The sequence below is a fragment of the Massilia sp. GER05 genome (assembly GCF_052056005.1).
Taxonomy (GTDB): Bacteria; Pseudomonadota; Gammaproteobacteria; order Burkholderiales; family Burkholderiaceae_D; genus Telluria; species Telluria orientalis.
This window is the reverse complement of the sequence record NZ_CP178858.1, coordinates 5,269,587-5,293,532: the sequence shown is the minus strand read 5'-3', so window position 1 is coordinate 5,293,532 and position 23,946 is coordinate 5,269,587. Positions and strand designations below refer to the sequence as shown.

Here is a 23,946-nt window from a genome sequence, read left to right as displayed (position 1 = left end):
CATGGACGCGTTCGAACACGAGAGTCTCGAAACCATCGTCATCCCCCGCACGCACGACCTGGGCGGCGGCTTCGAAGTGCGGCGCGCGCTGCCGCACAAGGACCGCAGGATGGTCGGTCCGTTCGTCTTCCTCGACCAGATGGGGCCGCACGTCTTCCACGCGGGCGAAGGCATCGACGTGCGGCCGCATCCGCACATCGGCCTGGCCACCGTCACATACCTGCTGGACGGCCAGATCCGCCACCGCGACAGCCTCGGCACCGTGCAGGACATCAAGCCGGGCGAAGTGAACTGGATGACGGCCGGGAAGGGCATCGTCCATTCCGAGCGCACCGGCCCGGACGTGCGCGCGGCGGGCTCCAACCTGTTCGGCCTCCAGTGCTGGGTGGCGCTGCCGAAGGAGAAGGAAGAGTGCGATCCCGCCTTCGCGCACATCGGCTCGCAGGAGCTGCCGATCCTCGACGGCGACGGCGCCACCGCCCGCATCATCGCCGGCAGCTATTTCGGCAAGCGCTCGCCCGTGCCCGTGCAATCGCCGCTGTTCTATGTCGACCTGGCGCTGCAGCCGGGCGCGCGCCTGACGCTGCCGGCCGAGTATCCGGAACAGGCGCTGTACGTGGTCGACGGCACGCTCGACCTGGGCCGCGACGGCCGCTTCGAACAGGGCCAGTTGCTCGTGCTGAAACCGGGTGCGACGGTCACGCTGGCGGCGAGCGGGAACAGGGGCGCCCGCGTGATGCTGCTGGGCGGCGAGCCGATGGATGGCCCGCGCTACCTGACGTGGAATTTCGTTTCGAGTTCGTCCGACCGCATCGAGCAGGCGAAGGAAGACTGGAAAGCCCAGCGCTTCCCGCAGGTACCGGGCGAGACGGAATTCATTCCCTTACCGGATCTGCCGGGCCGGCCGGTCCGCTATCCCTGAAGTTAGCCCTGGGCATCCGCGCTGCGCGGCGGCGGCACCGCATGGCGCCGCTCGTCGGGGCGCGTGAGCACCCGCATCGCAATCTCGAACGGCACGCCCAGCGACGCCAGTGCGCGCGCGGGCGAGCGGTTCTGTTCCTGGGCCTCGTGGATCGTGGATTCGATCATGAGGGCGGTCTTGTAGTCGCTTCGTCGTTCCATCGTCGGATGCTAACACGAAGCCCGCCGGCCCGGTCGTAAGGCAGGTGTGCCACGCATTGCGATCCGCTAACCTGCGCCCGTTGAGCAACCGAAGAAAGACATCATGAACACGATTCGTATCCCCGCGCTGCGCGCCGCCCTGGCCGCAGCGGGCTTCCTCACGGCCGGCGCCGCCTTCGCGCAGGCCGACCTGATCCTCACGAACGGCAAGATCGCCACGATGGCGAAAGAGGGCGAGTTCGTGCAGGCCATCGCCGTCAAGGACGGCAAGGTGCTCGCCACCGGCAGCAACGCGAAGGTGCTGAAACTGAAGCGCGCGAACACACAGGTGATCGATGCGCACGGCCGCACCGTGATCCCGGGCCTGAACGACTCGCACCTGCACGTGATCCGCGAGGGCCTGAACTACAACATGGAGCTGCGCTGGGACGGCGTGACGTCGCTGAAGCGCGCGCTGGCGATGCTGAAGGAGCAGGCCGCGCGCACGCCGGACGGCCAGTGGGTGAAGGTCGTGGGCGGCTGGAACGAATGGCAGTTCGAGGAAAAACGCTTGCCAACGCTGGAAGAAATCAATGCCGCCGTGCCGGACAAGCCCGTGTTCATCTTGTACCTGTACGGCCTCGGTTTCCTCAACAAGAAGGCCATCGCGACGCTGGGCTACGACCGCAACACGCACTACAAGGACGGCGAGGTCGAACTGGACGCGAACGGCCAGCCGACCGGCAAGCTGATCGCCAAGCCCAACGCGCTGATCCTGTACTCGACCCTCGCGAAGACGAACAAGCTGGGCCACGACGACCAGGTCAACTCGACCCTGCAGTTCTACCGCGAACTGAACCGCCTGGGCGTGACGAGCGCCATCGACGCGGGCGGCGGCTTCCAGAACTACCCGGACGATTACGGCGTGTCGCTGGAACTCGCGAAGCAGGGCAAGCTGACCGTGCGCACGGCCTACTACCTGTTCGCGCAAAAGGCCGGCAAGGAACTGGAAGACTTCCAGCGCTGGCTGACGATGACGCATCCGAAGCAGAACGACCACATGCTGTACCCGAACGGCTTCTCGGCCGAGGGCGCGGGCGAAAACCTCGTCGCCAGCGCGGCCGACTTCGAGAACTTCCTGGAGCCCCGTCCGGACCTGCCGGCCTCGATGGAACACGACCTCGAACCCGTCGTGTCGCTGCTCGTGAAGAACCGCTGGCCGTTCCGCCTGCACGCGACGTATGGCGAGAGTATCGCGCGCGATCTCGACGTCATCGAGAAGGTCGATGCGCAGACGCCGCTGGACGGCCTGCGCTTCATCATCGACCACGGCGAGACCGTGACCGACGCCGACCTCGCGCGCATCAGGAAGCTGGGCGGCGGCATTGCCGTGCAGGACCGCATGCACTTCCAGGGCGAGTCTTACTTTAAGCGCTACGGCGAACAGACGCGCCAGATGCCGCCGATCCGCAAGATGCTCGCGCAGGGCATCCCCGTCGGCCTGGGCACGGACGGCACGCGCGTCTCCAGCTACAACCCGTGGCCCTCGGTGTACTGGGCCGTCACCGGCAAGACGGCCGGCGGCCTGCAGATCTGGCAGGATGGCGACCGCCTGACCCGCTTCGAAGCGCTGAAGCTGATCACGACGGGGTCCGCGTGGATGAGCGGCGAGGAGAAAGTGAAGGGCACCCTGAAACGCGGCCAGTACGCCGACTTCGTCGTGCTGCCGCAGGATTACTTCGCCATGGACGCGGAGGGCATCAAGCGGCTCGAAAGCGTGCTCACCGTCGTCAACGGCAAGGTGGTCTACGGCGCGGGCGACTACGCGCCGCTCGCACCGAAGGCGCTGCCGGTGTCGCCGGCGTGGAGTCCCGTCGCGACGTACGGCGGCTACCAGAACCGCTAAGCCTCGCCCGCCAGCGCGGCGCGGGCTGCTTCGACCGTCTCCGCGAGGAAGTCGGCGACGGCGCGCACCCGGCTCGACGCGGCGAGATCCGCATGCAGCACGAGCCAGACGCCGTCGCTGAACACATCGCCCGGCGCCAGCACGCGGACGAGATCGGGATCCGTGACGAGGAAGTCCGGGATGATGGCGAGGCCGAGCCCCGCGCGCGCGGCCGCGATCTGCGCGCGCAGCGTGGACACGGCCAGCACCACGTGCGCATCCGGCGCCCGCTTCGCGAGCCACTGCGCGGCCGGCAGGTGCGCGTGCGCTTCGTCCCACGTGATCATCGCGCGGCCCGCGAGCGGATCGTCGCCGGCTGCCGGATGGCGCGCGAGATAGTCGCGGTGGCCGTACACGCCGTACGACATCGCCCCGAGCCGGCGCGCCTTCAGGTTGCCGTGGCTGGGGCGCACGAGACGCAGCGCGAGATCGGCGTCGCGCCGGCCCAGTTCCACGGCGGCCGTCGTCGTGACGATCTCCAGGCGCAACTGCGGATGGCGGGCGACGAAACGGGGCAGGGCGGGAATCACGAGGTCGGATGCGAGGTTGTCCGACGTGGCCAGGCGCACGAGGCCCGACACGCCGGGACTCAGGCCGGACGCGCCCCGTTCGAAGGCGAGCATGTTGTCCTCGACGGCCTCAGCGCGCCCGAGCAGTTCGCGGCCTTCGTCCGTCAGGTGGTAGCCCGTTCTGGTGGCGGGCGAACAGGCGCGTCGCGAGGCGCGCTTCCAGTTCGGCGATACGCCGGCCGACGGTCGACTGGCTCACGCGCAGCACGTCCGCCGCGCGCGTCAGGCTGCCGCCGCGCGCCACTTCCAGAAAAAATTTGAGATCGTTCCAGTCCAAGGCGCGCTTTTCCTCTCATCTTCCATTTTTGGAAAATGATTATCCGATTATTGGTGTTTTCTTTGCAAGGTGCAACGACTACATTGTCTTCAAGCCGCCGCCGGCGGCATTTTGCAAAAAAGGATGAAGAACATGCTGACGACTCGACAACTGGGATCCCAAGGACTGCAAGTCTCCGCCATCGGCCTGGGCTGCATGGGCATGAGCCACGCCTACGGCACGCCGGACGACGCGGAATCGATCGCGACGATCCACCGCGCCATCGACCTGGGCTGCACCTTCTTCGACACGGCGGAAGTGTACGGCCCGTTCACGAACGAGGAATTGCTGGGCCGCGCGCTGGAAGGCCGGCGCAACGAGGTGCAGATCGCGACCAAGTTCGGCTTCGTCATCGGCAAGGGCCATTTCGCCGGTGCCGACAGCCGTCCGGAACACATCCGCGAGGTCGTCGAGGCCTCGCTGAAGCGCCTGCGCACGGACCGCATCGACCTGCTGTACCAGCACCGCGTGGACCCGAACGTGCCGATCGAGGACGTGGCGGGCACTGTGAAAGACCTGATCCGCGAAGGCAAGGTGCTGCACTTCGGCCTGTCGGAGGCGGGCGTCGCCACGATCCGCCGCGCGCACGCCGTGCAGCCCGTGTCGGCGCTGCAGAGCGAGTACTCGATCTGGGAGCGCAACCTCGACGCCGACGTGCTGCCCGCGCTGCGCGAACTGGGCATCGGTCTCGTGCCGTTCAGTCCGCTCGGCCGCGGCTTCCTGACGGGCACGGCGAAGCGTGCCGAGGACTATCCGGCGGACGACTTCCGCGCCCAGAACGACCCGCGCCTGCAGGGCGGGAACTTCGACCGTAATCTCGCCATCGCCGGCCTGGTGAAGGAGATCGCGGCGCGGCATGGCGCGCTGCCGGGGCAGGTGGCGCTGGCGTGGCTGCTGGCGCAGGGCGACGACATCGTGCCGATTCCGGGGACCAAGCGCCGGACGTACCTCGAACAGAATCTCGCGGCGGCCGATCTCAAGCTGGATGACGAGGACCTGCGCCGGCTGGATGGGGCGCTTGAGCAGATCGGCGTGGCGGGGGCGCGGTACAACGAGAAGGCGATGGCGATGGTGGATCGTTGATGGGGGCGTGACTTACCTGACGGTGATCGGGGCCGTGACGGCGCGGCCTGGCGAGTCGAAGAAGGAGCCGCCGACGAACCCCGCGGGGGAACGCTCGACATGGTCTCTGGCTGTCGCGGCGGACAACGTGCTCGCGTCCGCGGCGGCGACGTCGACGCGCCACCAGCGGCCGGAACGATGATAGTGCGGCTCGTCGATGCGATACGTGAGCCAGATCGTACAGCACGCGTTGCAGGTCGAGAGCGAGACGTCGGCCCCGCGGCTGTCTTCGCCGAGTTCCACCGTATCGTAATCGTTGAACCGGAACGGCGGTTGCCTGCAGGCGCATGTCTGCCGGCCTCGAAACAACGGCACGCTGCGGCGCACGCTAGGCAGCCCCGGTCGCGTAGCGCAGGTTCTCGACCGGTACCCCGGCGCGCTGGCTTGCGTAGATGACCTTCGCGACGCCCGTGTAGTACTCGGGCTTCACCGGTTCGATCACGAGCGCCACGTTCGGGTTGTCCCGCAAGGCGGACCTGAGCGCGTCGACCAGTTCGGCATTCCCGGCCACCAGGCGTCCATCGATGCTGATCGTCTCGTCATCGGTCACGCGCACGTGCAGCGAGTCATCCATGGCGTTCCGCCCGATTCGCGCCGTCCGTCGGCTCCAGCCGGCAGTTGTCGAGCGCAGGATCGATGACGTCGACCGGCCCAAACCACTGGTAGACGCCCACGAAGCCGCCGGTGCGGAGAATCCAGGCTTTCTTCGTGCTGCGATCCATGACGATGGTGTGGTGGAAGCCATCCAGCACATTGCTTGCGTCCGGCATGCGCACGCGGATGAAGGGGCCGCCGTGGGCCGTGTCGGGCGCGACAGATTCCGGCACCGCGGTGCTGAAACCCGAGAACGAGATGCCGTAGCGCTTCGCCAGCGAGTCGGACAGTGGGCAGGCAAGCGCCTGCGCCGAAGACAGGCCGATGGCGGTAGCCAGCACCAGGTGTTTCATCGTGATTTCCAGTCGTGTGTTCATGTCGTTTTGAAGCGGATGCGGCGTAACGATAGCACCTCTGCCGCGCTACAGGCTCACACATTTTCACGAACACGCGTATGCGTCTTGGATGGGCGCGCACGCTTGCGCCGGGCTGTGGACATGAGTGCAAGTACTCAATAGTATCGCTACCGCTTCAGCCTGCCCGTACAGGGTCTCCTCAACTCAACGTCACCGTCCATCCGATGAAAAAACTGTTTTGCTCCCTGTTCCTGTCGGCCTGCGGCCTTGCCGCCATGCCGGCGTTCGCAAGCCCTGTCCTCATCGATTTCGAACATGTCCCGGGCGCGGACGGCGTGCTTGGCACCGCCGACGATGTGCCGACCGCCTCCACCTTCCTGCAACCGCTGGACCAGCTGTACGCCGCGCTCGGGCTGAGTTTTACCCAGGGGACGCTGCTGCATGCCGACTTTTATGACGGGAATCCATCCAATCACTTCATCAGCTCGACCTACCCGATTGCGCTGCTGAGCAAGCCCGTGACCGCCATCGGCATCGACAGTTTTTCGTCGTGGGACGTGAACCTCGTCGCCTACGACAAGAATGGCCAGACGATCGCCAGCGCATTGCTGGCCAACCCGAACCCGGGCGGGAGCAACCTGCGCGGACATGTGGCGCTGACCAGTGCGCAGGACATTTATGGATTCGCGATCTACGCGGACGATCCCAACCACATCCTCAACCTCGATAACCTGGAACTGACCTTCGCCGATCCGGCGGCCACCGTTCCGGAGCCGTCGAGCCTCGCGCTGATCGGACTCGGCGTGTCGCTGGCGGGGCTGATGCGGCGTGCGAAGACGCAGGGCAAAGGGGGCGGGACAGCCTGAGCCGCGGTGCGGCCCGGCGTGCCGGAAAGCGCCGGGCTGGCGTCGCTCAACGCGAGCACATCGTCACGAGGAGAAGATCGGAGGTCTATCCATAGCTGTGAAGGTCACCGTGATCTTCCGCCACTTTCATGATGAACTCGGAAAAACTCGTTGCAGTAAGGCCCGCACGTGTAGCGCCAAGGCTATAAACGTGGCCGAATGTCGGCGCGGCGTTGTCGAGATCGATGACATAAAACACGCACTCGATCGCGTAATCCGCGCAAACGAATACATACGACGACAGAGACTTGAATACGTCATCGCTGGCGAACTCCGGGGTCGTGGGCGTCCATTCTTCGATGGGCCAGAACCTTATCCAGGACGTGTGGCTGTCGGTCCAGTCGTCGGCGCCGTTCATGATCGAGTAATTCGTTTTCACGTCGGTGGGCAAATTGACGCGAAAACGGTGCTCGAAGGCGTCGAGCTGATGTTGTGTCGCCGGCGCTCGTGGTGATACATTCAGCGAAATCAGGTGATCGCGAACGGTATTGAAATCCATTGTTTTGGGCCCTCGCTCATTGTCTCTCGACGCGAATGATATCGTCGTATTGTCCGAATTCGGGCCTCATGTCGTAAAGCGGCGCTGGATCGCACGAAGCCGCCGCGGTTTCCGCGCGATGCGGGCGGAAATACTCGCGCCGGATCCGCATCGTGCCGCTTCGATCGAATAGGTACGTCACGCCACCCGTCACGCTGTCGGTGTCGGCCTCGAAGTCCCGGTGAACCGCCATCGTCATGAACAGCTTCCCGGCCTCGACTTCCTTGAATGCATACGTCAGCGATTCGCGCAGCATGCTGTCGAGGAAACCGACGACCACGACGTTGGCGGCAACGTCCACGAAACAATACGGCCGTTCGGCGCTGCCAACGAGTGCCGTATAGGGTTGCCGATGCAGATGCGCCGCCTCGGCCTTCCCGGCGGGCCAAAGCTCGGTCGGTTTTTTCTTCGCACGGGACCAGCTTTTGCAGTAATGGATGGGGCGTTTCACAGCGAGATCCTTGTCTCGAGAAACGTCAGGTATCTGGCGTCGTCTTCCATGAAGATATCGATCCCCCCACCCATGTACGCGCGCGTCAGTTCATCGGCTGCCTTATCGAAGCGACGCTGTTCGAAGTAGAGCTGCCCAAGACGCAAGTGAATGTAGGGGTTGCCGAGCCCTTTCGGACATTGGACCGCGTTATGAAAACACTTGAAGGCCTTGTCGAAGCGCTGCGCGTGGAAGTGCACGTCGCCGAGCGCCACGTAAATCCACGTCGCGGCTTCCCACTGCCTGGGCTCACCAGGCAGCAGCTTCAGCGCCGCGATGTATTTCAGTTTGGCGTCGTCGAGGCTGCCTGCCGACGCCAGCGCATCGCCTTCCTTGCACAGGGCGGCGATCCGCTCATGCACCGTGGCGGTCGGCTTCTTCGAGAAAAATGCCGACCCAGGCATCCAGTACGCCCCAGAAATCGACCGGCTCGGGATTCTCGGGATCTTCGTGCCACCAGATGACTCCTGTCGCTTCGCCGTTGCCCACGCAATTCAGGCACAGGTAATCGCCGGCGCCGTTGTGAAACACGGCGACGGTTCGCGAGATATCGATGGGCAGACGGCGCGCGGTGTCGTCGTCGATGTCGAACTTGTCGTCGGACAGGAATGCCCAATCCTCGACCGGCAGCGGTCCCATCGAATTCGCCGGCAGGAAGGTCCAGCCGTCGTGCAACTGCGTATAAAAATCGCGGAATTTGGCGGGCACCCAGTCCCAGACCGGACGCAGGCGCTCCGGCACGTCGGTGATCGGCGCGCGGCCGCGGAAAAAGTTCAGGTCCTTGCCGCCGACGGTGTAGAGATACAGCAGCGACGGGGTGTCGTCCGGTTCGCGCATCACGTACAGGTGCTTCAGCATCGTGCGCAGGAAATCCTGGACGCTGGGCCACTCCGCGGCAAAGTCGCTCCATTCCGTGAGCAGCGCGAGCCTGCGGCCGTGTTCCTGCTCGTCGAGGAAGCGCAGCCACTGCACGGGCACTGCCGGATCCGCTTCCGCTTCGGCCGGCGAGGCCATCAATGCGGCCGGCTGCACGAACTGCTGCAATTCATTCAGTACCGCGTTCTTGTCGGGTGTTGTTGTCATCGCTTCGTCTTTCAGTGATTGCCGGTGCACGCTAGCCGCCGCCCAGGAGATTATAAATCTGCTGTTGCAACTCGGCCGCCATGTCGACCTCTTTCTGCATCATCTCCTGCCGGAATGCCGGGTCCACGGCGATGCCGCCTTTCTTGTATTCGGTCCACTCGGCGAACGATTTCGCGCCCTTCGACGTATTCGCCGTCTCGCTCAGGCCGATGAAGTTGCGGGGATTGTTCAGCACGGCGAGCTGATCTTCCTGCGACAGCCGGGCGAATCCCTCCATTTCCGTGATCTGCTTCATCGACACGATATGGTCCGCGTGCAGCGGCTTCGTCACCGTCAGGCCCGGCAGTGCCCGGTCGGGCATCGGCAAGGTCACGCCTTCGTTGACCTGTTTTTGAATGGCGGAACTCGGCGTCTTGGCGCGCAGGCGCGCATACGTCGATGCCGAGACGCGTGCCGGCGGTTCCACCGGCGGCGTGGCCGGCGGCTCGGCGGCCGTCGCAGGCGGGCGCAGCGAGACGCGGACGTTCCCGCCGTTCATGCCCAGCGTGCCCGGTTCGACCGACACCTGGACCCGCTGCGCGAACTCCCACGCCCCCGGCGCGGCCTTCGCACCGAGATACCCGCCCAGGAAACTGCCCGCGATCGCCGACCATTTCTGGCCGTCGCTGCCTTCGCCGAACATCTTGCCGCCCACCCAGCCGCCGCCGATCCCGCCCGCGAACGCGCCCACGAGGCCGCCCACGGCGACCACGGGCCCGGCGAGGACGATCGCCGCGCCGACGCCGACGACCAGCAACGACGCATGCACCCAGCCCGGCACGAGGTTTTCCGGATTGATCGTGTCGGTCTGCGTCGTGCCGCCGCCGATGTAGACGTTGCCCGACCCCTTCGTGATGACGGCGCTGCATCCCGTCTTGTCGTCCACGCGCGCGGCGGGCATGCCGTTGATGTAGACCTGGCCGCTGCCCGTCGCGATCGGTATCGGTCCGGGATGCTTGGAGCACAGGACCTGGTCGACGTGCGCCCGGGCCGCGGCCAGGCCGTTGACGAACACGTTGGACGAGCCGGTCATCGCGATGGCGCCCGTGACCTCCTTGCCGGCAAAGCTCATCGTGCTCATCGCTTCGCCCAGGCCCGCGCCCATCGCCGCGCCCGCGCCGACGACGGCGACCGCCGCGAGGCCGCCCGTGCCCACGATCGCCACGCCGGCCACCGCGATGGCCGCGCCGATGAGGAGGCCTTTCAGGAGCCAGCTCATGGTCGGGCTGTGCCCGATCGGGTCTCCCAGCCGTGCCGCCGCCGGCATCTAGCGCTCCGCGGCCCGGTCGCTGGTGACCCGATCGAGATGCGCGCGCACCTCCGTCAGGCTGTAGAACGGCACGGACGACGAGCTGGCCTGGATGTACTGGGCCAGGTGCAGCCGCTCGGCCAGTGCCGGTCCCGGTGGTTCCGCCGTGCGCTCCAGCGTGACCGTGCCCGACGGCCGCAGCAGCGACAGGCCGGCGTTCGTCCGGGAGACGTTCGCCTGCAGGCGCGTGCCCTCGGCGTCATAGAATTCCCAGTGGTCCTGGTTGACGTCGCGCGCCGACAGTTTGCTGCCCGCCTCGTGCCTGTCCGCGAACACGTGCAGGGTCTTGCGCGGTTCGGACAATGCGAAGATCGTGGGCAGGGCAGGGGACGGCACAGCGGCCGGGCCATCCTGCGCTTGCGGCAGCGGACGGCGCAGCCGGATGCTGTCCACGATCGCGTCGAACGCGGCATTCCACTCGTCGCTGAACTCGCGCAGGCACGTCGCCGCCATCAGCATGGCTTCGATCGTGCCCGGCTTGCCGCCCTGGACCAGCGTGATGACCTGGCGCTGGTGCATGAAGCCCGCCTCGTTGCGCCAGCTGTAGGCCAGTTCCAGTGCCGGCGCGCCGTCCACAAGGCGCTCCGTCATCGCCTTCAGCTGGAACCGGGGCAGTGCCCGCGTCAGTTCCTTGACCAGGCGGTCGCCGAACTGGTCCAGGCTTTCCTCGGGCTTGACGTCCGCGTGCGAGACGACGACGTTGAACTCGCTCGGACCATCGTCGCGCAGGGTGAACATGTGCATCGTCTTGTCCTTCAACTGCGCGGGCAGTTCGAAGGTGGCGTGGTTGGCGTGGTACATGGCGCGCTCGCTCATTGGCTCATTTATTTATTCAGGTCGATCCGGCTGCCCATCACCGCGACGTTCACGCCCTGGATCAGGATCGTGCCGTCGGCCTGCAGCACGATCTTGCTGCTGCCGACTTCCAGCGTGATGTCGGTGTTGGCCTTCAGGTGGATGTGCTCCGTCTGCGACGTCAGCTCGATGTTCTGCTTCGCGGTCTGGTGCAGGTGGGCCGTCTGCGCCACCAGTTCGATATTGGTCTTGGCCGTCGCGTGGATGTAGTCGTCCTCGGCGGTGAGCTCGATGTTGGTCTTGGCCGTGTCGTGGATATGGCCCGTTTGCGCCGTCGTCACGATGTACTGCTTGACCGTGTTGGTCTGGTAGCCCGTGCTGACCGTGTTGGTCTGGTGCGGCCCGTTGACGACCGTCGCCTGCGTGTTCTGCACGGTCGTGACCATATCCTTTTGCGAGTGGATATTGATCAGTTCCTTGCCCTTGCTGTCATGGATCACCATCTCGCAGAAGCCGCCGCCGCCCGGCGTGGAGCGGCTCTTGAAACCCATCATGTGGGCGCCGTCCGGCAGGCCGTACGGGACCGGCTGGTCCGCATTGAACAGCCGTCCCGTGCAGACGGGGCGGTCGGGGTCGCCCTCGAGGTAGTCGATGATGACTTCCTGCCCGATGCGCGGCACGGAAATCGTGCCCCAGCCGCGACCAGCCCACGGCTGCGAGACGCGGATCCAGCACGAGCTGCGTTCGTCGCGGCGGCCGTAGCGGTCCCAGTGGAACTGCACCTTGATGCGGCCGTACTGGTCCGTGTGGATCTCCGTGCCCTTGGGGCCGACGACGGTCGCCGTCTGCGGCCCGGGCATGCGCGGCGGTGGGTGCGCGCGGCGCGGGCGGTAGGGGATCTTGCGGCGGATCGCGGTGAACGTGTTGCGGTAGACGTCGCTCTGGCCGCGCTCGAAATAATTGTTGCGGGCGCTGACCTGCACGGACAGCACGAGGAAATCGTTGTCGCCCTCGGTGGACGGATCGAACCAGTGGTGGCCCTGCAGCCTGAACGTGCGGCCGGCGACGAGGCCGCGGCAGTCGGAGGCGCCCGTGAAGACCTTGGCCTGCCACTCCAGCACTTCCAGGCGCTGGCGCGCTTCGCGCTGGCCGTCGTCCTTGTCCTTGTACGAGAAGGCAGGGTTGCCGTCGTAGATTTCCATGGCCGGCATGTCGCCCTGCTGCGTCACGGTGGGCAGCTCCACGTACTGCATCGCATTGGGCGCCTTGAAGTCGAACGTGTTCAGGGCCACCTTGGTCGGCTGCAGGTTGCGCTCGGCCGCGAACGCCGTCACGCTGTCGCGGTCGTGCCAGCGGTTGCCGCCGTTGAATTCGACCTCGGCGTGATCCGGCTGCGGCGGGCAGAACGCGCCCGAGCGCGAATCGTCGCTGATCACCATCACGTGGCCGTTCGGCTTGTGGTCGAAATAGTAGAACAGCCCGTACTTCTCCATCAGGCGGCAGACGAAGTGCTCGTCCGTCTCGTCGTACTGCACGATGTAGTTTTCGGGGCGGTAGGTCTGGCTGACGCGGAATTCGTACGCGGCGAGGCCGTTGTAGTCGCCCTTGAAGATCGTGTCGAGGACCTCGAGCACGCTCTGGTCCTGGAAGATGCGCGAGTTGACGCGCTGCTTCAGGTAGCTGAGCCAGGGCACGATCTGCGCGTGATAGAACGCGAAGCCGCCGTCCGCATGGCTGAAGCCGAACGAGTGCACGTAGCCGTTGACGAAATGTTCGCTGCCGTCCGCGAGCTGCACGCCCACGCTGACGTTCTTGCCCATCAGGTCTTTCAGGTCGATGGCGGCGTTTTCCGAGATCAGGCTGAGGTTGAACACGAACTGGTCGGACATGGCCGACGAGCCGCTCAGCGATTCGATCAGCAGGGTCTTGTCGCCCTGCAGCGGCGAATAGAAGCGCAGCAGGCGCTTGCCGTCGTTGAACTTCGCCAGCAGGGATGCCACGGCCGATGCGGCGTCGTCCTGTCCGGCGGGATCGATATTGGGCGGCACGTAGTGCGGCTCGTTGCCGGCGAAATCGCTCACGGCCTGGCCCGCCAGGGGATGTTCTTCGATGGCGAGGTTTTCCGCGACCGCCGCGCCTTGCGCCAGCGCTGCGGGCTGGTCCGCGCCTGGTCCCGCATGGTCGGCCAGCGCGCCGGCATGCTGCGCCAGCGAATGCGCCTGCGACGCGACCTGGAGTGCCTGCGCGAGTTGCGGACTCGCGTGCCCGGCCAGGCCGGCGACGCCCGACGCCAGGGCCGCGCCCCCCGAGCCGGCTTTCAGCTGCGCCGCGGTGTCGAGGGCAGTGCCGGCAACGCCGAGCGCCTTTATCCGGTTATCGAGCGAATCTGATGACATATCGCAGCTCCTGCATCGAATGTGTCCTCCGCACGGGGGATTGTTAGATTTATGTTAAATCATGTATATACTATCAGAAATTTCCTGTTCGTTAAATCGGCCATTGGCGCCGTTCACAATTGTTTTCCTGCGAGCACATGTCTGACTTTTCGAGCAACTGGACCGATCTGACGCGCGCCCTCGACACCATGCAGCGCCACTATGCCCAGGCCGGCGCGCAGGCCCGGCTCGACATCGCGCGGCGCGTACAGCGCTGGTCGAACGAGGCGAGCGCGACGCTCGGCCGCATCGCCGATACGGGCGCCGACATGGGCGGCGTGCGCAACGCATTGGCCGTCAAGCAGGCGCTCGACGCATCCCGGCCGCGCTTCGCGGAACTGCTCAGGCAGCAGTTCGCCGGCCTGAACTTCGCGGTGATCGTCGACGTGTTGTACGAGGTCATGAAGCAGATGGCGCTGTACCTGGGCGGCGGCGCCGTGCTTGGCGCGGCGGCGGGCGGGGCGCTGGGGTCGCTGGCCTTCGGCGTGGGCGCCATCCCGGGCGCGGCGGTGGGCGCGCAGGCGGGCGTCGCGATCGGCGGCGAGATCCTCGTCTGGATGGGTCTCGGGATGCTGGTCATGGACATGAGCGGCACGGTGCCGGACCTGTGCCGGCATGCGGCCCACGGTTTCGCGACCGCGTGGCACGCCGGCGACCTGCCGGCGGACGCGACCGCCCGGCGCACGACGATGCTGCGCGAGGCGACGGAATCGTTCGCGCAAGGGCAGATGCTGCTCGTGAAGGCAATCCTGACGGCGCTGGTGCTGTACCTGTCGCGCGGCCAGGTGCAAAGTTCGCTCCTCGTGCGCAACCTGTCGCAGAGCCGGCTGGGGCCGAAGTTCGCGGAATGGGTCGGCGAGAACCGCGACAAGCTGATGGCGCATCCGAACCTGCAGCCCAGGCTCGCGTCGGCACAGGGACAGGCCGAAGCCGGCGCGGGCAAGGGCGTCGCGAGGGAACCGGTGGAGGCGCAGAAACCGGCCGAGAGACCGTCGGAGGTCAAGCGCGGCGTCGCCACCAGCAAGCCGCCGTGCAACCTCGTCGGCCAGCCCGTCAACCCGATCACGGGCGACAAGATCCTGCTGGGCGACCTGGACCTCGACTTCGCGCTGCCCGCGCCGCTGCCGCTGGTCTGGCAGCGCACGTACAGCTCGGCGCTGCACCGCGCCGGCTGGCTGGGCCAGGGCTGGGCGCTGCCCATCAGCGACAGCCTGCAACTCAGCGTCGACGAGGTCGTCGTGCTGGACGCGTTTGATCGCGGCATCACGTTCTCGCTGCCGCGGGTCGGTGACGCGATCCATTCGCCGTCCGAACAGATCACGCTGGCGCGCACGGGAGATACGACGTTCGAGCTGGTCGACAACAATGGCCTGCGCGCGCAATTCGCCGTCCTGTACGGCGACGGCATCGCCCGCCTGACGGGCTGGCAGGATGCGAACGACAACCACATCCGCGTCACGTACGACGCCCGCCGCCTGCCCGCACGCATCGACGACAGCGCGGGGCACAGCCTGGCCCTCGAGTTCGGACGCGTCGCGGGCGGCATGCGCCTGCTGGGCGTGACCTTGATGCCCGCGGAACCGGAAGGCAGCGCGCATACGCTGGTGTCCTACGAGTATGACGGCGCGGGCGACCTGCGGCGCGTGCGCAACCGTGCGGGCGATGTCGTGCGCGAGTTCGGCTACCGCAACCATGTGATGGTGGAACACGGCCAGCCGGACGGCCTCGTGTCGCGCTATGAGTACGACGTCGAGGGGCCGGATGGGAAGGTAGTGCGCAACTGGACCAATACGGGCCAGTGGTGGGCATTCCGCTATCTCGACAAGGAGACGGTCGTCACCGACCAGCTGGGCCGCGTGCAGCACTACCGGTTCGACGCGCGCGGGCGCCTGGTCGCGCAGGTGGATGCGGCAGGCGGCGTCACGACACGTCGTCTGGACGAGAACGACAACCTGCTCGAACTGACCGACCCGGCCGGCCGCACGGTGCGCTACCGCTACGACGAGCGCAGCCGCATCGTGCGCGTGGAGCGGGGCGGGCGGGGCACGGGCATCGTCTACGACGCCCGCTTCGACAAGCCGGCCCTCATCACCGACGCCCTCGGCGCGACGACCGTGCTGCGCTACGACGCGCAGGGCAACCTGACGAGCGTGACGAACGCGCTGGGTCAGCGTACGGCGTACCAGTACGACGATCGCGGCCTGCCTGTCAAGGTGATCGACGCGCGCGGCGGCGTCAAGGCGCTTGCGTACAACCGCGCCGGCCAACTGATCCGCTATACGGATTGCTCGGGCAGCACGAGCAGTTTCGATTACGACGACGAGGGGCGCCTCGTGCGCGCGCTCGACCCGAACGGCAACTCGAGCACGTATGCCTACGACGCGCTCGGCCGCATGCAGGCTGTGACGCATGCGGACGGCACGACCGAGCGCTACGAATACGACCGGCTGGGCCGCCTCGTCGCCCACGTCGACGCCGCGGGCCACCGCACCGCCTACGAACTCGATCGCGACGGCAAGCCGCTGAAACGCATCGACGCGCGCGGCGGCGTGCTGGAATACCGCTACGACACGGCGCGCCGGATCGCCGAACTGATCAACGAGAACGGCGACGTGCACCGCTTCGTCTACGACGCGCTGGACCGCCTCGCCGAAGAAACGAGCTTCGATGCGCGCGTGACGCGCTACCGCTACGACGACAGCGGCCTCATCGTCGGCAAGGACGAACTGGGCTGCGCGCCGCGCACGGAATTGACGCCCATCGCGACAACGTATGTGCGCGATGCGCTGGGCCAGTTGACGGAAAAAGTGATCTCGCGCGTGACGGGTGCGGCACAGGCGCAGCAGATGCGGCTGCGCTTCGCCTACGACGCGCTGGGGCGCATGACGCAGGCGATCAATGCGGATGCCGTTGTCAGCATGGCATATGACGCTATCGGTCAGCTGGTGACGGAGCAGACGGATGCCTCGGGTACGTCGACCGTGCTGCGTCATGAATACGACGAGCTGGGCAACCGGGTGCGGACGACGCTGCCGGATGGCCGCATCCTGAACAATTTGTATTACGGCTCGGGCCATCTGCATCAGGTCAACCTGGATGGCGAGGTCATTACCGACATCGAACGGGACCGGGCGCACCGGATGATCGCCCGCACGCAGGGGACGCTCGTCAGCCAGTTCCGGTACGACCCCGTGGGGCGGCTGTTGTCGCAGACGGCGGGCGAGGGCGCGTCGACCGTCATCGCGCGGCAGTACGAGTACGACGAGGTGGGCAACCTCGTATCGATCGACGATCAGCGCAACGGTGTGACACGCTACAGCTACGATCCGATCGGACGCATTTTGTCGGCCGTGCAGCCGCAGCTGAGCGAACGGTTTGCATTCGATCCGGCGCATAATCTGCTCGATACGACGGTGGCGCCGGTCGGCCGCGTCGAGGGCAATCGCATTCGCGTGTACGAAGACAAGCGCTACGACTACGATGCGCATGGCAATGTCGTCGAGAAGCTGGTCGGCAAGCATACGCGGATGCGGTTCGAGTGGAATCCGGCGCATCAGCTGGTGCGCAGCGTCGTTTCACGTGGGCCTTCGGATGTGGCGCAGACTGTCAGCTATGCCTATGATCCGTTCGGGCGCCGGATTGCGAAGCGGGATGCGTTTGGCGTCACGCGGTTCGTGTGGGATGGGAACCGGTTGCTGTGCGAGCAGCGGGGGAGTCATTCGAGGACGTACGTGTATGGCGAGGATGCGTTCGTGCCGCTGGCGCGGGTGGATGCCGTCGCAGATTCGGGTGGCGCGGCGCGGGCTGAGGTGCGGCATCTGCATACGGATCATCTCGGGACGCCGCGGGAGATGACCGATGCGGGTGGGCGGGTCGTGTGGGCTGCGCGGTATCGTGCGTGGGGTAATGTGCTCGAGGTTGCGCAGCGGGATTCGCCGGAGGTGGTTTCGCCTGATGAGATCGGGGAAGTGCAGCCTGTTCGGTTCCAGGGGCAGTATTACGATAACGAGAGCGGATTGCATTACAACCGGTTCCGTTACTATGATCCGGATATTGGGCGGTTTGTTTCAGTTGATCCGATCGGTCTGTTTGGTGGGGCGAACACATTTACGTATGTTTGGAACCCGGTGACCTGGATTGATCCGTTTGGTCTGAGCCCGTGTCGGGCCGGTCAGGGAACGCCAAGTGAAAAAGGTGCTACGCGGACCGACACTTTGCCAAGGCAACCGAATACAACACGCTCGGGAGTAACTCGAACAAATGCTGCTGATTGGCGTGCTCTTCGTGATCACTGGGATAGCATTGGATATGGCGAAATACTTAGCGGAGATAATTTATCAGCAATCGCTAAGGGTAGGACCCCTATAGTAGATGAGGCATGGGTTATGTTTTTTCCGGAAGATGTCGGTTTAATGGGCGAAAAAATTTCTATGCATCATATCGCTAGTACTCCGGTGACAATTCCGTTGCCAGCAACTCGTCATTTGAACGCTCATCTTCCTGGAGGGTTCCGTTATAACGTCGGCGGCCCCGGATCAGCCCTGCCTTTTTATCCACCTAAATTGACTGAGCCTTGATAAATATTATGCAAATCCAGTTCGTTGAATCGCACCCAAAGCAGAAATTACTTTTTTTTCTGGCCCAAGACGTGGACGATGAAGCTCGGAAATTGGTAAGGGATGCAATTGAAAAAATGTCGTCATTGAGAACTTGGGTTATCCGTGCCCCTGAGTTTGTCGATACTGTGGAAAGCACGGGGACGCGTCCAGGTGACGCTCTAGTTGAAACAGTGGGGGGGGTGCATGAGATTTATTCGGCGTCGCCCTCTAATCATCTGCCCCGCGAAATCGATGCGCTTCTTCTTGAAGAGGTTGAATATATTGTCGATTCCGTCCAGCGCTTATCGCAAGAGCATGGACTTGAATTCGAGTTTGAATTGGACGGGCAATATGTGGGCACTATCGATAACGGGGTCATTGATGCCATTCTGGCTAAAGGATTGATTGAAGAATGGCGAAATCACATCAATGCGGCAAATTAAAACCTTCACGTTAATGTGAGCACTTGGCGGGTCAAGCTGCGGTGTTAATTTGGCCGAACCAGGACAAATGGTCGAAACCGGGTCATTTGCCATATTGAACCCAATATTGCGACAACGAACTGGCTTGCATTACAACCTGTTCCGCTACTATGATCCAGATATTGGGTGGGTTGTTTCCATTGATCTGATCGGTCTATTGGGCGGAGTTAATACCTTCGCCTATACTTCCAATCCAATAAGCTGGGTCGATCCGCTAGGCTTAACGCCATGCAGATTTTCTGAAAATGGCGGAAATCCTGGCAGGGTTTATTGGCCAAATCAGACTGAATTTGAAGGAATTACGGCCTATCCCAGAAATGATACTTTTGATCAAAATTTAGTCAAGTCGTGGTGCGCAAGCGGGAAAGTTATTTCCGGAACGAATATTGAGAGGATGGCGACAGGTCGCGAGCCGATTGGCACGGATGGGAAGCCCATACACCTTCACCACATGCTCCAATCAAATGACAGCGCGATAGCTGAGTTGACGCAGACATTCCATTAGAAAATAGTGAAATAATTCACATTAATCCCAACGTTATCCCTTCGGGGATTGATCGGTCCGCATTTGATGCATGGAAGGCTCGCTATTCGGCGAACCGTGCGACTAACGATGGGGCGCAATAAATTATGAATCCACCTTTAACGGCGACGGAGATTAAAAAATTGATCGCGGCCCATCAGTCGATCATTGATTTTGGATCATCGTCCGATGCGGTAGACGATGAATGGCTGGTAAATGCAGAAAACGCGCTGAATCGAAAGTTGTCAGAATCATATAGGTGGTTTCTCAAGCAATATGCAGGCGGCGAAATTGGAGGGGAAGAGATTTACAGTATTTATGGAATTCCTTTTGAGTCGGCGAATGGGGGCATAGTTTTTCAACATCTAATGAATCGTAAAGCTGGGCTGCTGGACGATTCAAAACTTGTTGTTAGTGAGACTGATCTTGGTGAAGTTTTTTCTTCGACTATAGAAATTTCAAAAACGGCGAATGTCCGATATATCTAAGGCTCCCGTCGGGCGAGGATATGCCGTACGCTGAGAATTTTTATGAATTTCTTGGGAAACGAATTGAGGCTCATGTCTCATGATGCCTTAATTCAGCGGTGTGGGTTTCGCAAGATATTTAGCCGTCAATTTTTCGCGAGAATTCTTCTCAAACAAATAGATTAGTTGACGCGCTCGTCGACGCGGTAGCGTCAGCCGTGGTGCGGCTGCGGTTGTATCGGGCAGATAATTCGCTTGCGCTGCGTGTTCACGTGCAGACGACGCTGCCGGATGGCCGCATCCTGAACAACCTGTACTACGGCTCGGGTCACCTGCACCAGGTCAACTTGGACGGCGAGGTCATCACCGATATCGAGCGCGACCGGGCGCACCGCATGGTGGCCCGCACGCAGGGGGCGCTCGTCAGCCAGTTCCGGTACGACCCGGTGGGGCGCCTGTTGTCGCAGACGGTGGGCGAGGTGGCATCGACCATCATCGCGCGCAAGTACGACGAGGTGGGCAATCTCGTGTCGATCGACGATCGGCGCAACGGTGTGACACGCTACAGCTACGATCCGATCGGGCGCATTTTGTCGGCCGTGCAGCCGCAGTCGAGCGAGCGGTTTGCGTTCGATCCGGCGCATAACCTGCTCGATGCCACCGTGGCGCCGGTCGGCCGCGTCGAAGGTAACCGTATTCGCGTGTACGAGGACAAGCGTTACGACTACGATGGGCATGGCAATGTCGTCGAGAAGCTGGTCGGCAAGCATACGCGGATGCGATTCGAGTGGAATCCTGGGCATCAGCTGGTGCGTAGCGTGGTGGCGCGCGGGCCGACCGATAGCGCGCAGACTGTCAGCTATGCCTACGATCCGTTCGGACGCCGGATTTCCAAGCGTGATGCGTTTGGTGTGACCCGCTTTGTCTGGGATGGCAACCGGTTGCTGTGCGAGGAGCGCGGGAGTCATGCGCGGACGTATGTGTATGGCGAGGATGCGTTTGTGCCGTTGGCGCGGCTGGATTCAGTGGCAGGTGCGGATGGCGCCGAGCCGGCCGAGATGCGGCATTTGCATACGGACCATTTGGGGACGCCGCGGGAGTTGACCGATGCGGATGGGCGCGTTGTGTGGGCTGCGCGGTATCGAGCTTGGGGGAATGTGCTCGAGGTTGTGCGGGAGGAGGTGCCGGTCGTCGTATTGCCCGATGAGATCGGGGAGGTGCAGCCTGTTCGGTTTCAAGGGCAGTATCACGATAACGAAAGCGGATTGCATTACAACCGGTTCCGTTACTATGATCCGGATATTGGGCGGTTTGTTTCGATTGATCCGATTGGCCTAGCTGGCGGTACAAATGGTTATGGTTATGCGTCTAACCCAGTTGGCTGGGTGGATCCGGCAGGACTGAGTCAATGTAAAAATGGCAATACGGAAGGGGCGAATAAGATCGCGACGCCAGCCTCATGGGGTCTTACCCTATCTGAGACCAAGACAGTTCTGTCATCTGCACAAGTGCCCTATAAAGGATCTACTATCGTCGGGCATGCGCTTGCCAAACATAGCGGAAGACCTGTTACGTTTAGCAATCCGTCTGTTTCTGGGGCCGAGGTATGGGGGAAGATTAAAGGAAAAATGACCACTTGGAACGAGCAAGGCAAGTTCCACCTGAAGGATATCATTCGGGCTCCCGGTGACTTTTCACCGATAGCGGATGGGAATCTGGTCTTTCTGGAAAAGCGTTTGCCTGATGGTCGTGGAGTACGGTTGAATCAAGATAAGACCTTTAAAGAATTCATTGACTAATGAACGGGCTATTGGAGTTTGTTTTCGAAGAGGTTTCGCCCAGTCATCTCGCGGCAATGGTTATCGAATGCGTGCGTGAAAAGAACAACGTCAGCGAAGTGGTACGGGACGGCGTACCCTTGCGACTGGATTCTGTTCTCGACTCGGCCTACTTGTCGAAAATCGCAGCTGGCGATGAAGACGTTGCGTGCACCGCTAATCTCAAACACCTGAGTGTCGGTGAGAACTTAGTTGAGTGTGTAACGTTGCGTATAATTCATTATGATGACATCAGCGATGTCTCATTGCTTTTTTCAAGTTTCGATTGCAAGAAAGCAGGTATATCGACATCTGAAGAGCTTTATCGTTGGGCTAAAGGGTTCAGCGTCAAATATCGCATCGCCAATTTCTTCGGCGGCTTAGAGCCCGCTTCGGACAAGCAGACGCAACTATTCTCGAAAGATCGAGTCGGTCCTGTCATGGAATTGCGGTAGGACTGATGAAGTAAAACCAAAGAGATAAGGCTTTTCAAGGGATAGGTAAAACAGGACATCGAGCCAAGGGGACGCCACGAAAAACATTGTCCAGGTCGAGCGTGATAATGACCCGGTACCATATTGTGAATACGACGCTGCCGGATGGCCATGTTCGGAAAAACTTGTAATACGGCTCGGGCAACCTAAAAATGAGCATCAGCGACATCGCAAGATTGATTACTCCGCCAAACAATCCAAACGAAGCTCCCCAACAGCATGATTGGTCGAAGATTGAAGCCACGCTTGCAACTTCTCTTCCCAAAGATTACAAAGAGTTTATAAACTTATTTGGCACTGGGAAGATAGATAATTTCTTATGGATATTTAACCCATTCTCACAAAACGAAAATATAAATTTGACGACGCTGCAATTGGTTGACAGAGCGGATCACGCGTCGCGCCATCTTGACTATCATGCAAATGGTGTTGGCGGTCGGAACACATGGGGTGGCGGAACCCGTTGCCGTTAATTTTAGGAGCGTTTATGAAAATATATCAATCGATTCAGGATTTGCTTGGTGAGTTACACGGGCTTTACTGGGATTCGGCTCTTTTTATTAATGAAAGTGCGTGGAAGGGCGATCCTCAGCACACAGAGATCCTCGTTTTGGAAGGGGATGAAGAACTCGAAGACGTCGTTCCAGGGACGCATCTGCCAAAGATTGCGGAAGTTAGGAATGTGCGGCAACTATTTGATATGGAAACTTTTCGAGATGTAGTTAATTTCGAGCGGAAGAGAAATCCTGGAGCGTTTGTTTCGGAAATCATCTTCGCCATAAATTTTTATCGTGAGAAAGATGACTTCTTTGATCCGCGGAAATGATTGACCGGTAAAAAAGGCACGGAGGGCGCGCTAAGAAACTCGGCTGTGTCCGTACTGGCTTTGTTGCACAAATCTGTCCCTGCAGAGGCCGAGCCGGACCATGGGTAAACCAGCGGCATGTGCGCGCCAACCAGACCGAAATACCGAACGACCAACTGGAAGGAATACGACGAAGCGTTGAGAGCGAGCCGATCGCTGCTGTTTCGGCTGGCAAGGACATGCGCTGGCACGGCGGCGCCAACGGCAAACGGGGCCGCAGACCCAGGTACAGCGAGGCGGCGATTCAGTTCTGCCTGACGATCAAAAGCCTGTTCAATCTGCCACTGCGACAGGCGATGGGCATGACGCAACGTCTGCTCAGGCTAGCCGGCCTGGACTGGCAGACTCCCGACTTCAGCACCGTCAGCCGGCGCCAAAAACATCTGGCGGCGATGATCGGAGCGCACCCGACGACGACGGGCTTGCATCTGCTGGTCGACTGCACCTGCATCAAGATGCTGGGTGAAGGCGGGTGGAAGACGAAGAAGCGCGGCGCCGACTACCGCCGCCAGTGGCGCAAGGTCCATCTTGATATCGATGCCACCACACTGGAAAATCCGGGCCACCGCACCGCCTACGAATTCGATCGCGATGGCAAGCCGCTGAAATTCATCGACGCGCGGCGGCGTGCTGGAATACCGCTACGACACGGCGCGCCGGATCGCGGAACTGATCAACGAGAACGGCGACGTGCACCGGTTTGTTTACGACACGCTGGACCGGCTGGCGGAAGAGACCAGTTTCGATGCGCGCGTGACGCGTTATCGCTACGACGACAGCGGGCTCATCGTCGGCAAGGACGAGCTGGGCTGCGCGCCGCGCACGGAATTGACGCCCATCGCGACGACGTATGTGCGCGATGCGCTGGGCCAGCTGACGGAAAAGGTGATCTCGCGCGTGACGGGGTGCGGCACAGGCGCAGCAGATGCGGCTGCGCTTCGCCTACGACGCGCTGGGGCGCATGACGCAGGCGATCAATGCGGATGCGACGGTTGGCATGACGTATGACGCGGTCGGGCAATTGATTGCGGAGCAGACGGATGCCTCGGGCGTTTCGTGTGTCCTTCGTCATCAGTACGACGAGCTGGGCAACCGGGTGCAGA

At 62.5% G+C, this 23,946-nt stretch carries 25 protein-coding genes and 2 pseudogenes; 14 read left to right on the top strand and 13 right to left on the bottom strand.

Annotated features, from left to right (window positions below; genetic code table 11):
• Nucleotide 1: 1 nt before the first annotated feature.
• Nucleotides 2-922: a pirin family protein gene (locus ACL58G_RS23525; protein WP_413388151.1), complete on the top strand. Its 921-nt coding sequence runs from the start codon at nt 2-4 to the stop codon at nt 920-922.
• Between the two features lie 2 nt (nt 923-924).
• On the opposite strand, the gene ACL58G_RS23520 is transcribed toward ACL58G_RS23525, so the two are convergent.
• A complete protein-coding gene (locus ACL58G_RS23520) occupies nt 925-1,122 on the bottom strand; it encodes a hypothetical protein (RefSeq protein ID WP_056131219.1) in 198 nt (65 codons plus the stop codon).
• A gap of 103 nt (nt 1,123-1,225) precedes the next feature.
• On the opposite strand from ACL58G_RS23520, the gene ACL58G_RS23515 reads away from it, so the two are divergent.
• Nucleotides 1,226-3,007, top strand: coding sequence for an amidohydrolase (locus ACL58G_RS23515; RefSeq protein WP_440963353.1), 1,782 nt, complete (start codon nt 1,226-1,228; stop codon nt 3,005-3,007).
• Here ACL58G_RS23515 and ACL58G_RS23510 read toward each other — a convergent pair.
• Both ACL58G_RS23510 and ACL58G_RS23505 read right to left on the bottom strand, forming a co-directional pair.
• On the bottom strand, nt 3,004-3,669 hold the full coding sequence (locus tag ACL58G_RS23510; RefSeq protein WP_440963352.1) for a LysR substrate-binding domain-containing protein: 666 nt from the start codon (nt 3,667-3,669) through the stop codon (nt 3,004-3,006). The two genes, ACL58G_RS23515 and ACL58G_RS23510, sit on opposite strands and share 4 nt — an antisense overlap.
• 16 nt (nt 3,670-3,685) lie before the next feature.
• Complete coding sequence (locus ACL58G_RS23505) at nt 3,686-3,892, bottom strand: LysR family transcriptional regulator (RefSeq protein WP_440963351.1); 207 nt, start codon at nt 3,890-3,892, stop codon at nt 3,686-3,688.
• 132 nt (nt 3,893-4,024) lie between these two features.
• On the opposite strand from ACL58G_RS23505, the gene ACL58G_RS23500 reads away from it, so the two are divergent.
• Nucleotides 4,025-5,014, top strand: a complete 990-nt coding sequence (locus ACL58G_RS23500) for an aldo/keto reductase (protein ID WP_440963350.1) — start codon at nt 4,025-4,027, stop codon at nt 5,012-5,014.
• 12 nt (nt 5,015-5,026) lie between these two features.
• Here the strand turns inward: ACL58G_RS23500 and ACL58G_RS23495 are convergent, their stop codons facing one another.
• The 3 genes from ACL58G_RS23495 to ACL58G_RS23485 all read right to left on the bottom strand — a co-directional run bounded on the left by ACL58G_RS23495 (nt 5,027) and on the right by ACL58G_RS23485 (nt 6,024).
• Nucleotides 5,027-5,296: a hypothetical protein gene (locus ACL58G_RS23495; RefSeq protein WP_440963349.1), complete on the bottom strand. Its 270-nt coding sequence runs from the start codon at nt 5,294-5,296 to the stop codon at nt 5,027-5,029.
• Between the two features lie 85 nt (nt 5,297-5,381).
• A complete protein-coding gene (locus tag ACL58G_RS23490; RefSeq protein WP_440963348.1) occupies nt 5,382-5,627 on the bottom strand; it encodes a hypothetical protein in 246 nt (81 codons plus the stop codon).
• Nucleotides 5,620-6,024, bottom strand: a complete 405-nt coding sequence (locus ACL58G_RS23485; protein WP_440963347.1) for a hypothetical protein — start codon at nt 6,022-6,024, stop codon at nt 5,620-5,622. Before ACL58G_RS23485 ends, ACL58G_RS23490 begins: the two co-directional genes overlap by 8 nt.
• Before the next feature lie 314 nt (nt 6,025-6,338).
• Here ACL58G_RS23485 and ACL58G_RS23480 point away from each other — a divergent pair, with 314 nt between their 5' ends.
• Nucleotides 6,339-6,869 carry a PEP-CTERM sorting domain-containing protein gene (locus ACL58G_RS23480; RefSeq protein WP_440963346.1) on the top strand — a complete coding sequence of 177 codons (531 nt, stop codon included), beginning with the start codon at nt 6,339-6,341 and terminating at the stop codon, nt 6,867-6,869.
• Nucleotides 6,870-6,954: 85 nt separating this feature from the next.
• Here ACL58G_RS23480 and ACL58G_RS23475 read toward each other — a convergent pair whose 3' ends face one another.
• Genes ACL58G_RS23475 through tssI form a run of 7 tightly spaced genes read right to left on the bottom strand, consistent with a single transcriptional unit; the run spans nt 6,955 to nt 13,558 of the window.
• Nucleotides 6,955-7,407, bottom strand: a complete 453-nt coding sequence (locus ACL58G_RS23475; RefSeq protein ID WP_413388157.1) for an SMI1/KNR4 family protein — start codon at nt 7,405-7,407, stop codon at nt 6,955-6,957.
• 16 nt (nt 7,408-7,423) lie between these two features.
• Nucleotides 7,424-7,897: a hypothetical protein gene (locus ACL58G_RS23470; RefSeq protein WP_440963345.1), complete on the bottom strand. Its 474-nt coding sequence runs from the start codon at nt 7,895-7,897 to the stop codon at nt 7,424-7,426.
• On the bottom strand, nt 7,894-8,298 hold the full coding sequence (locus ACL58G_RS23465; protein WP_440963344.1) for a tetratricopeptide repeat protein: 405 nt from the start codon (nt 8,296-8,298) through the stop codon (nt 7,894-7,896). The genes ACL58G_RS23470 and ACL58G_RS23465 overlap by 4 nt, the downstream gene beginning before the upstream one ends.
• Complete coding sequence (locus ACL58G_RS23460; RefSeq protein WP_413388160.1) at nt 8,291-9,019, bottom strand: SMI1/KNR4 family protein; 729 nt, start codon at nt 9,017-9,019, stop codon at nt 8,291-8,293. Before ACL58G_RS23460 ends, ACL58G_RS23465 begins: the two co-directional genes overlap by 8 nt.
• Before the next feature lie 31 nt (nt 9,020-9,050).
• Nucleotides 9,051-10,325, bottom strand: a complete 1,275-nt coding sequence (locus ACL58G_RS23455; protein WP_440963343.1) for a PAAR domain-containing protein — start codon at nt 10,323-10,325, stop codon at nt 9,051-9,053.
• Nucleotides 10,326-11,183, bottom strand: coding sequence for a DcrB-related protein (locus ACL58G_RS23450; protein WP_440963342.1), 858 nt, complete (start codon nt 11,181-11,183; stop codon nt 10,326-10,328).
• A gap of 8 nt (nt 11,184-11,191) precedes the next feature.
• On the bottom strand, nt 11,192-13,558 hold the full coding sequence (gene tssI / locus ACL58G_RS23445; protein WP_440963341.1) for a type VI secretion system tip protein TssI/VgrG: 2,367 nt from the start codon (nt 13,556-13,558) through the stop codon (nt 11,192-11,194).
• 137 nt (nt 13,559-13,695) lie between these two features.
• On the opposite strand from tssI, the gene ACL58G_RS23440 reads away from it, so the two are divergent.
• From ACL58G_RS23440 to ACL58G_RS23395, 10 genes and pseudogenes are all read left to right on the top strand, one after another.
• Nucleotides 13,696-18,174, top strand: a complete 4,479-nt coding sequence (locus ACL58G_RS23440; protein ID WP_440963340.1) for a DUF6861 domain-containing protein — start codon at nt 13,696-13,698, stop codon at nt 18,172-18,174.
• An 8-nt stretch (nt 18,175-18,182) separates the two neighbouring features.
• A complete protein-coding gene (locus tag ACL58G_RS23435; RefSeq protein WP_413342481.1) occupies nt 18,183-18,638 on the top strand; it encodes a hypothetical protein in 456 nt (151 codons plus the stop codon).
• A gap of 124 nt (nt 18,639-18,762) precedes the next feature.
• A complete protein-coding gene (locus ACL58G_RS23430; protein ID WP_440963339.1) occupies nt 18,763-19,182 on the top strand; it encodes an HNH/ENDO VII family nuclease in 420 nt (139 codons plus the stop codon).
• A 125-nt stretch (nt 19,183-19,307) separates the two neighbouring features.
• A complete protein-coding gene (locus tag ACL58G_RS23425) occupies nt 19,308-19,688 on the top strand; it encodes an SMI1/KNR4 family protein (protein ID WP_440963338.1) in 381 nt (126 codons plus the stop codon).
• A 1,064-nt stretch (nt 19,689-20,752) separates the two neighbouring features.
• Nucleotides 20,753-21,070 (top strand): annotated as a pseudogene (locus tag ACL58G_RS23420) (RHS repeat-associated core domain-containing protein); the annotation flags it as partial.
• Between the two features lie 395 nt (nt 21,071-21,465).
• Nucleotides 21,466-21,939: a hypothetical protein gene (locus ACL58G_RS23415; RefSeq protein ID WP_413342487.1), complete on the top strand. Its 474-nt coding sequence runs from the start codon at nt 21,466-21,468 to the stop codon at nt 21,937-21,939.
• 191 nt (nt 21,940-22,130) lie between these two features.
• Nucleotides 22,131-22,451: an SMI1/KNR4 family protein gene (locus ACL58G_RS23410; RefSeq protein ID WP_413342489.1), complete on the top strand. Its 321-nt coding sequence runs from the start codon at nt 22,131-22,133 to the stop codon at nt 22,449-22,451.
• A 14-nt stretch (nt 22,452-22,465) separates the two neighbouring features.
• The gene (locus ACL58G_RS23405; protein WP_440963337.1) at nt 22,466-22,804 is read left to right on the top strand and encodes a DUF7716 domain-containing protein; all 339 of its coding nucleotides are present in this window, start codon (nt 22,466-22,468) and stop codon (nt 22,802-22,804) included.
• 117 nt (nt 22,805-22,921) lie between these two features.
• Nucleotides 22,922-23,397, top strand: a pseudogene (locus ACL58G_RS23400) (IS5 family transposase); the annotation flags it as partial.
• A 73-nt stretch (nt 23,398-23,470) separates the two neighbouring features.
• Nucleotides 23,471-23,851, top strand: a complete 381-nt coding sequence (locus ACL58G_RS23395) for a hypothetical protein (protein WP_440968191.1) — start codon at nt 23,471-23,473, stop codon at nt 23,849-23,851.
• The last annotated feature ends 95 nt before the right edge of the window (nt 23,852-23,946 follow it).

Excerpts from the sequence above, each read along its gene's own strand:
- ACL58G_RS23520 (WP_056131219.1), bottom strand. The coding sequence starts at position 1,122 with ATGGAACGACGAAGCGACTACAAGACCGCCCTCATGATCGAATCCACG.
- ACL58G_RS23405 (WP_440963337.1), top strand. The coding sequence starts at position 22,466 with ATGAAAATATATCAATCGATTCAGGATTTGCTTGGTGAGTTACACGGG.
- ACL58G_RS23525 (WP_413388151.1), top strand. The coding sequence starts at position 2 with ATGGACGCGTTCGAACACGAGAGTCTCGAAACCATCGTCATCCCCCGC.
- ACL58G_RS23410 (WP_413342489.1), top strand. The coding sequence starts at position 22,131 with ATGAGCATCAGCGACATCGCAAGATTGATTACTCCGCCAAACAATCCA.
- ACL58G_RS23450 (WP_440963342.1), bottom strand. The coding sequence starts at position 11,183 with ATGAGCGAGCGCGCCATGTACCACGCCAACCACGCCACCTTCGAACTG.
- ACL58G_RS23515 (WP_440963353.1), top strand. The coding sequence starts at position 1,226 with ATGAACACGATTCGTATCCCCGCGCTGCGCGCCGCCCTGGCCGCAGCG.
- ACL58G_RS23500 (WP_440963350.1), top strand. The coding sequence starts at position 4,025 with ATGCTGACGACTCGACAACTGGGATCCCAAGGACTGCAAGTCTCCGCC.
- ACL58G_RS23435 (WP_413342481.1), top strand. The coding sequence starts at position 18,183 with ATGCAAATCCAGTTCGTTGAATCGCACCCAAAGCAGAAATTACTTTTT.
- ACL58G_RS23510 (WP_440963352.1), bottom strand. The coding sequence starts at position 3,669 with ATGCTCGCCTTCGAACGGGGCGCGTCCGGCCTGAGTCCCGGCGTGTCG.
- ACL58G_RS23485 (WP_440963347.1), bottom strand. The coding sequence starts at position 6,024 with ATGAACACACGACTGGAAATCACGATGAAACACCTGGTGCTGGCTACC.
- ACL58G_RS23460 (WP_413388160.1), bottom strand. The coding sequence starts at position 9,019 with ATGACAACAACACCCGACAAGAACGCGGTACTGAATGAATTGCAGCAG.
- ACL58G_RS23455 (WP_440963343.1), bottom strand. The coding sequence starts at position 10,325 with ATGCCGGCGGCGGCACGGCTGGGAGACCCGATCGGGCACAGCCCGACC.
- ACL58G_RS23425 (WP_440963338.1), top strand. The coding sequence starts at position 19,308 with ATGAATCCACCTTTAACGGCGACGGAGATTAAAAAATTGATCGCGGCC.
- ACL58G_RS23415 (WP_413342487.1), top strand. The coding sequence starts at position 21,466 with ATGAACGGGCTATTGGAGTTTGTTTTCGAAGAGGTTTCGCCCAGTCAT.
- tssI (WP_440963341.1), bottom strand. The coding sequence starts at position 13,558 with ATGTCATCAGATTCGCTCGATAACCGGATAAAGGCGCTCGGCGTTGCC.
- ACL58G_RS23440 (WP_440963340.1), top strand. The coding sequence starts at position 13,696 with ATGTCTGACTTTTCGAGCAACTGGACCGATCTGACGCGCGCCCTCGAC.
- ACL58G_RS23490 (WP_440963348.1), bottom strand. The coding sequence starts at position 5,627 with ATGGATGACTCGCTGCACGTGCGCGTGACCGATGACGAGACGATCAGC.
- ACL58G_RS23475 (WP_413388157.1), bottom strand. The coding sequence starts at position 7,407 with ATGGATTTCAATACCGTTCGCGATCACCTGATTTCGCTGAATGTATCA.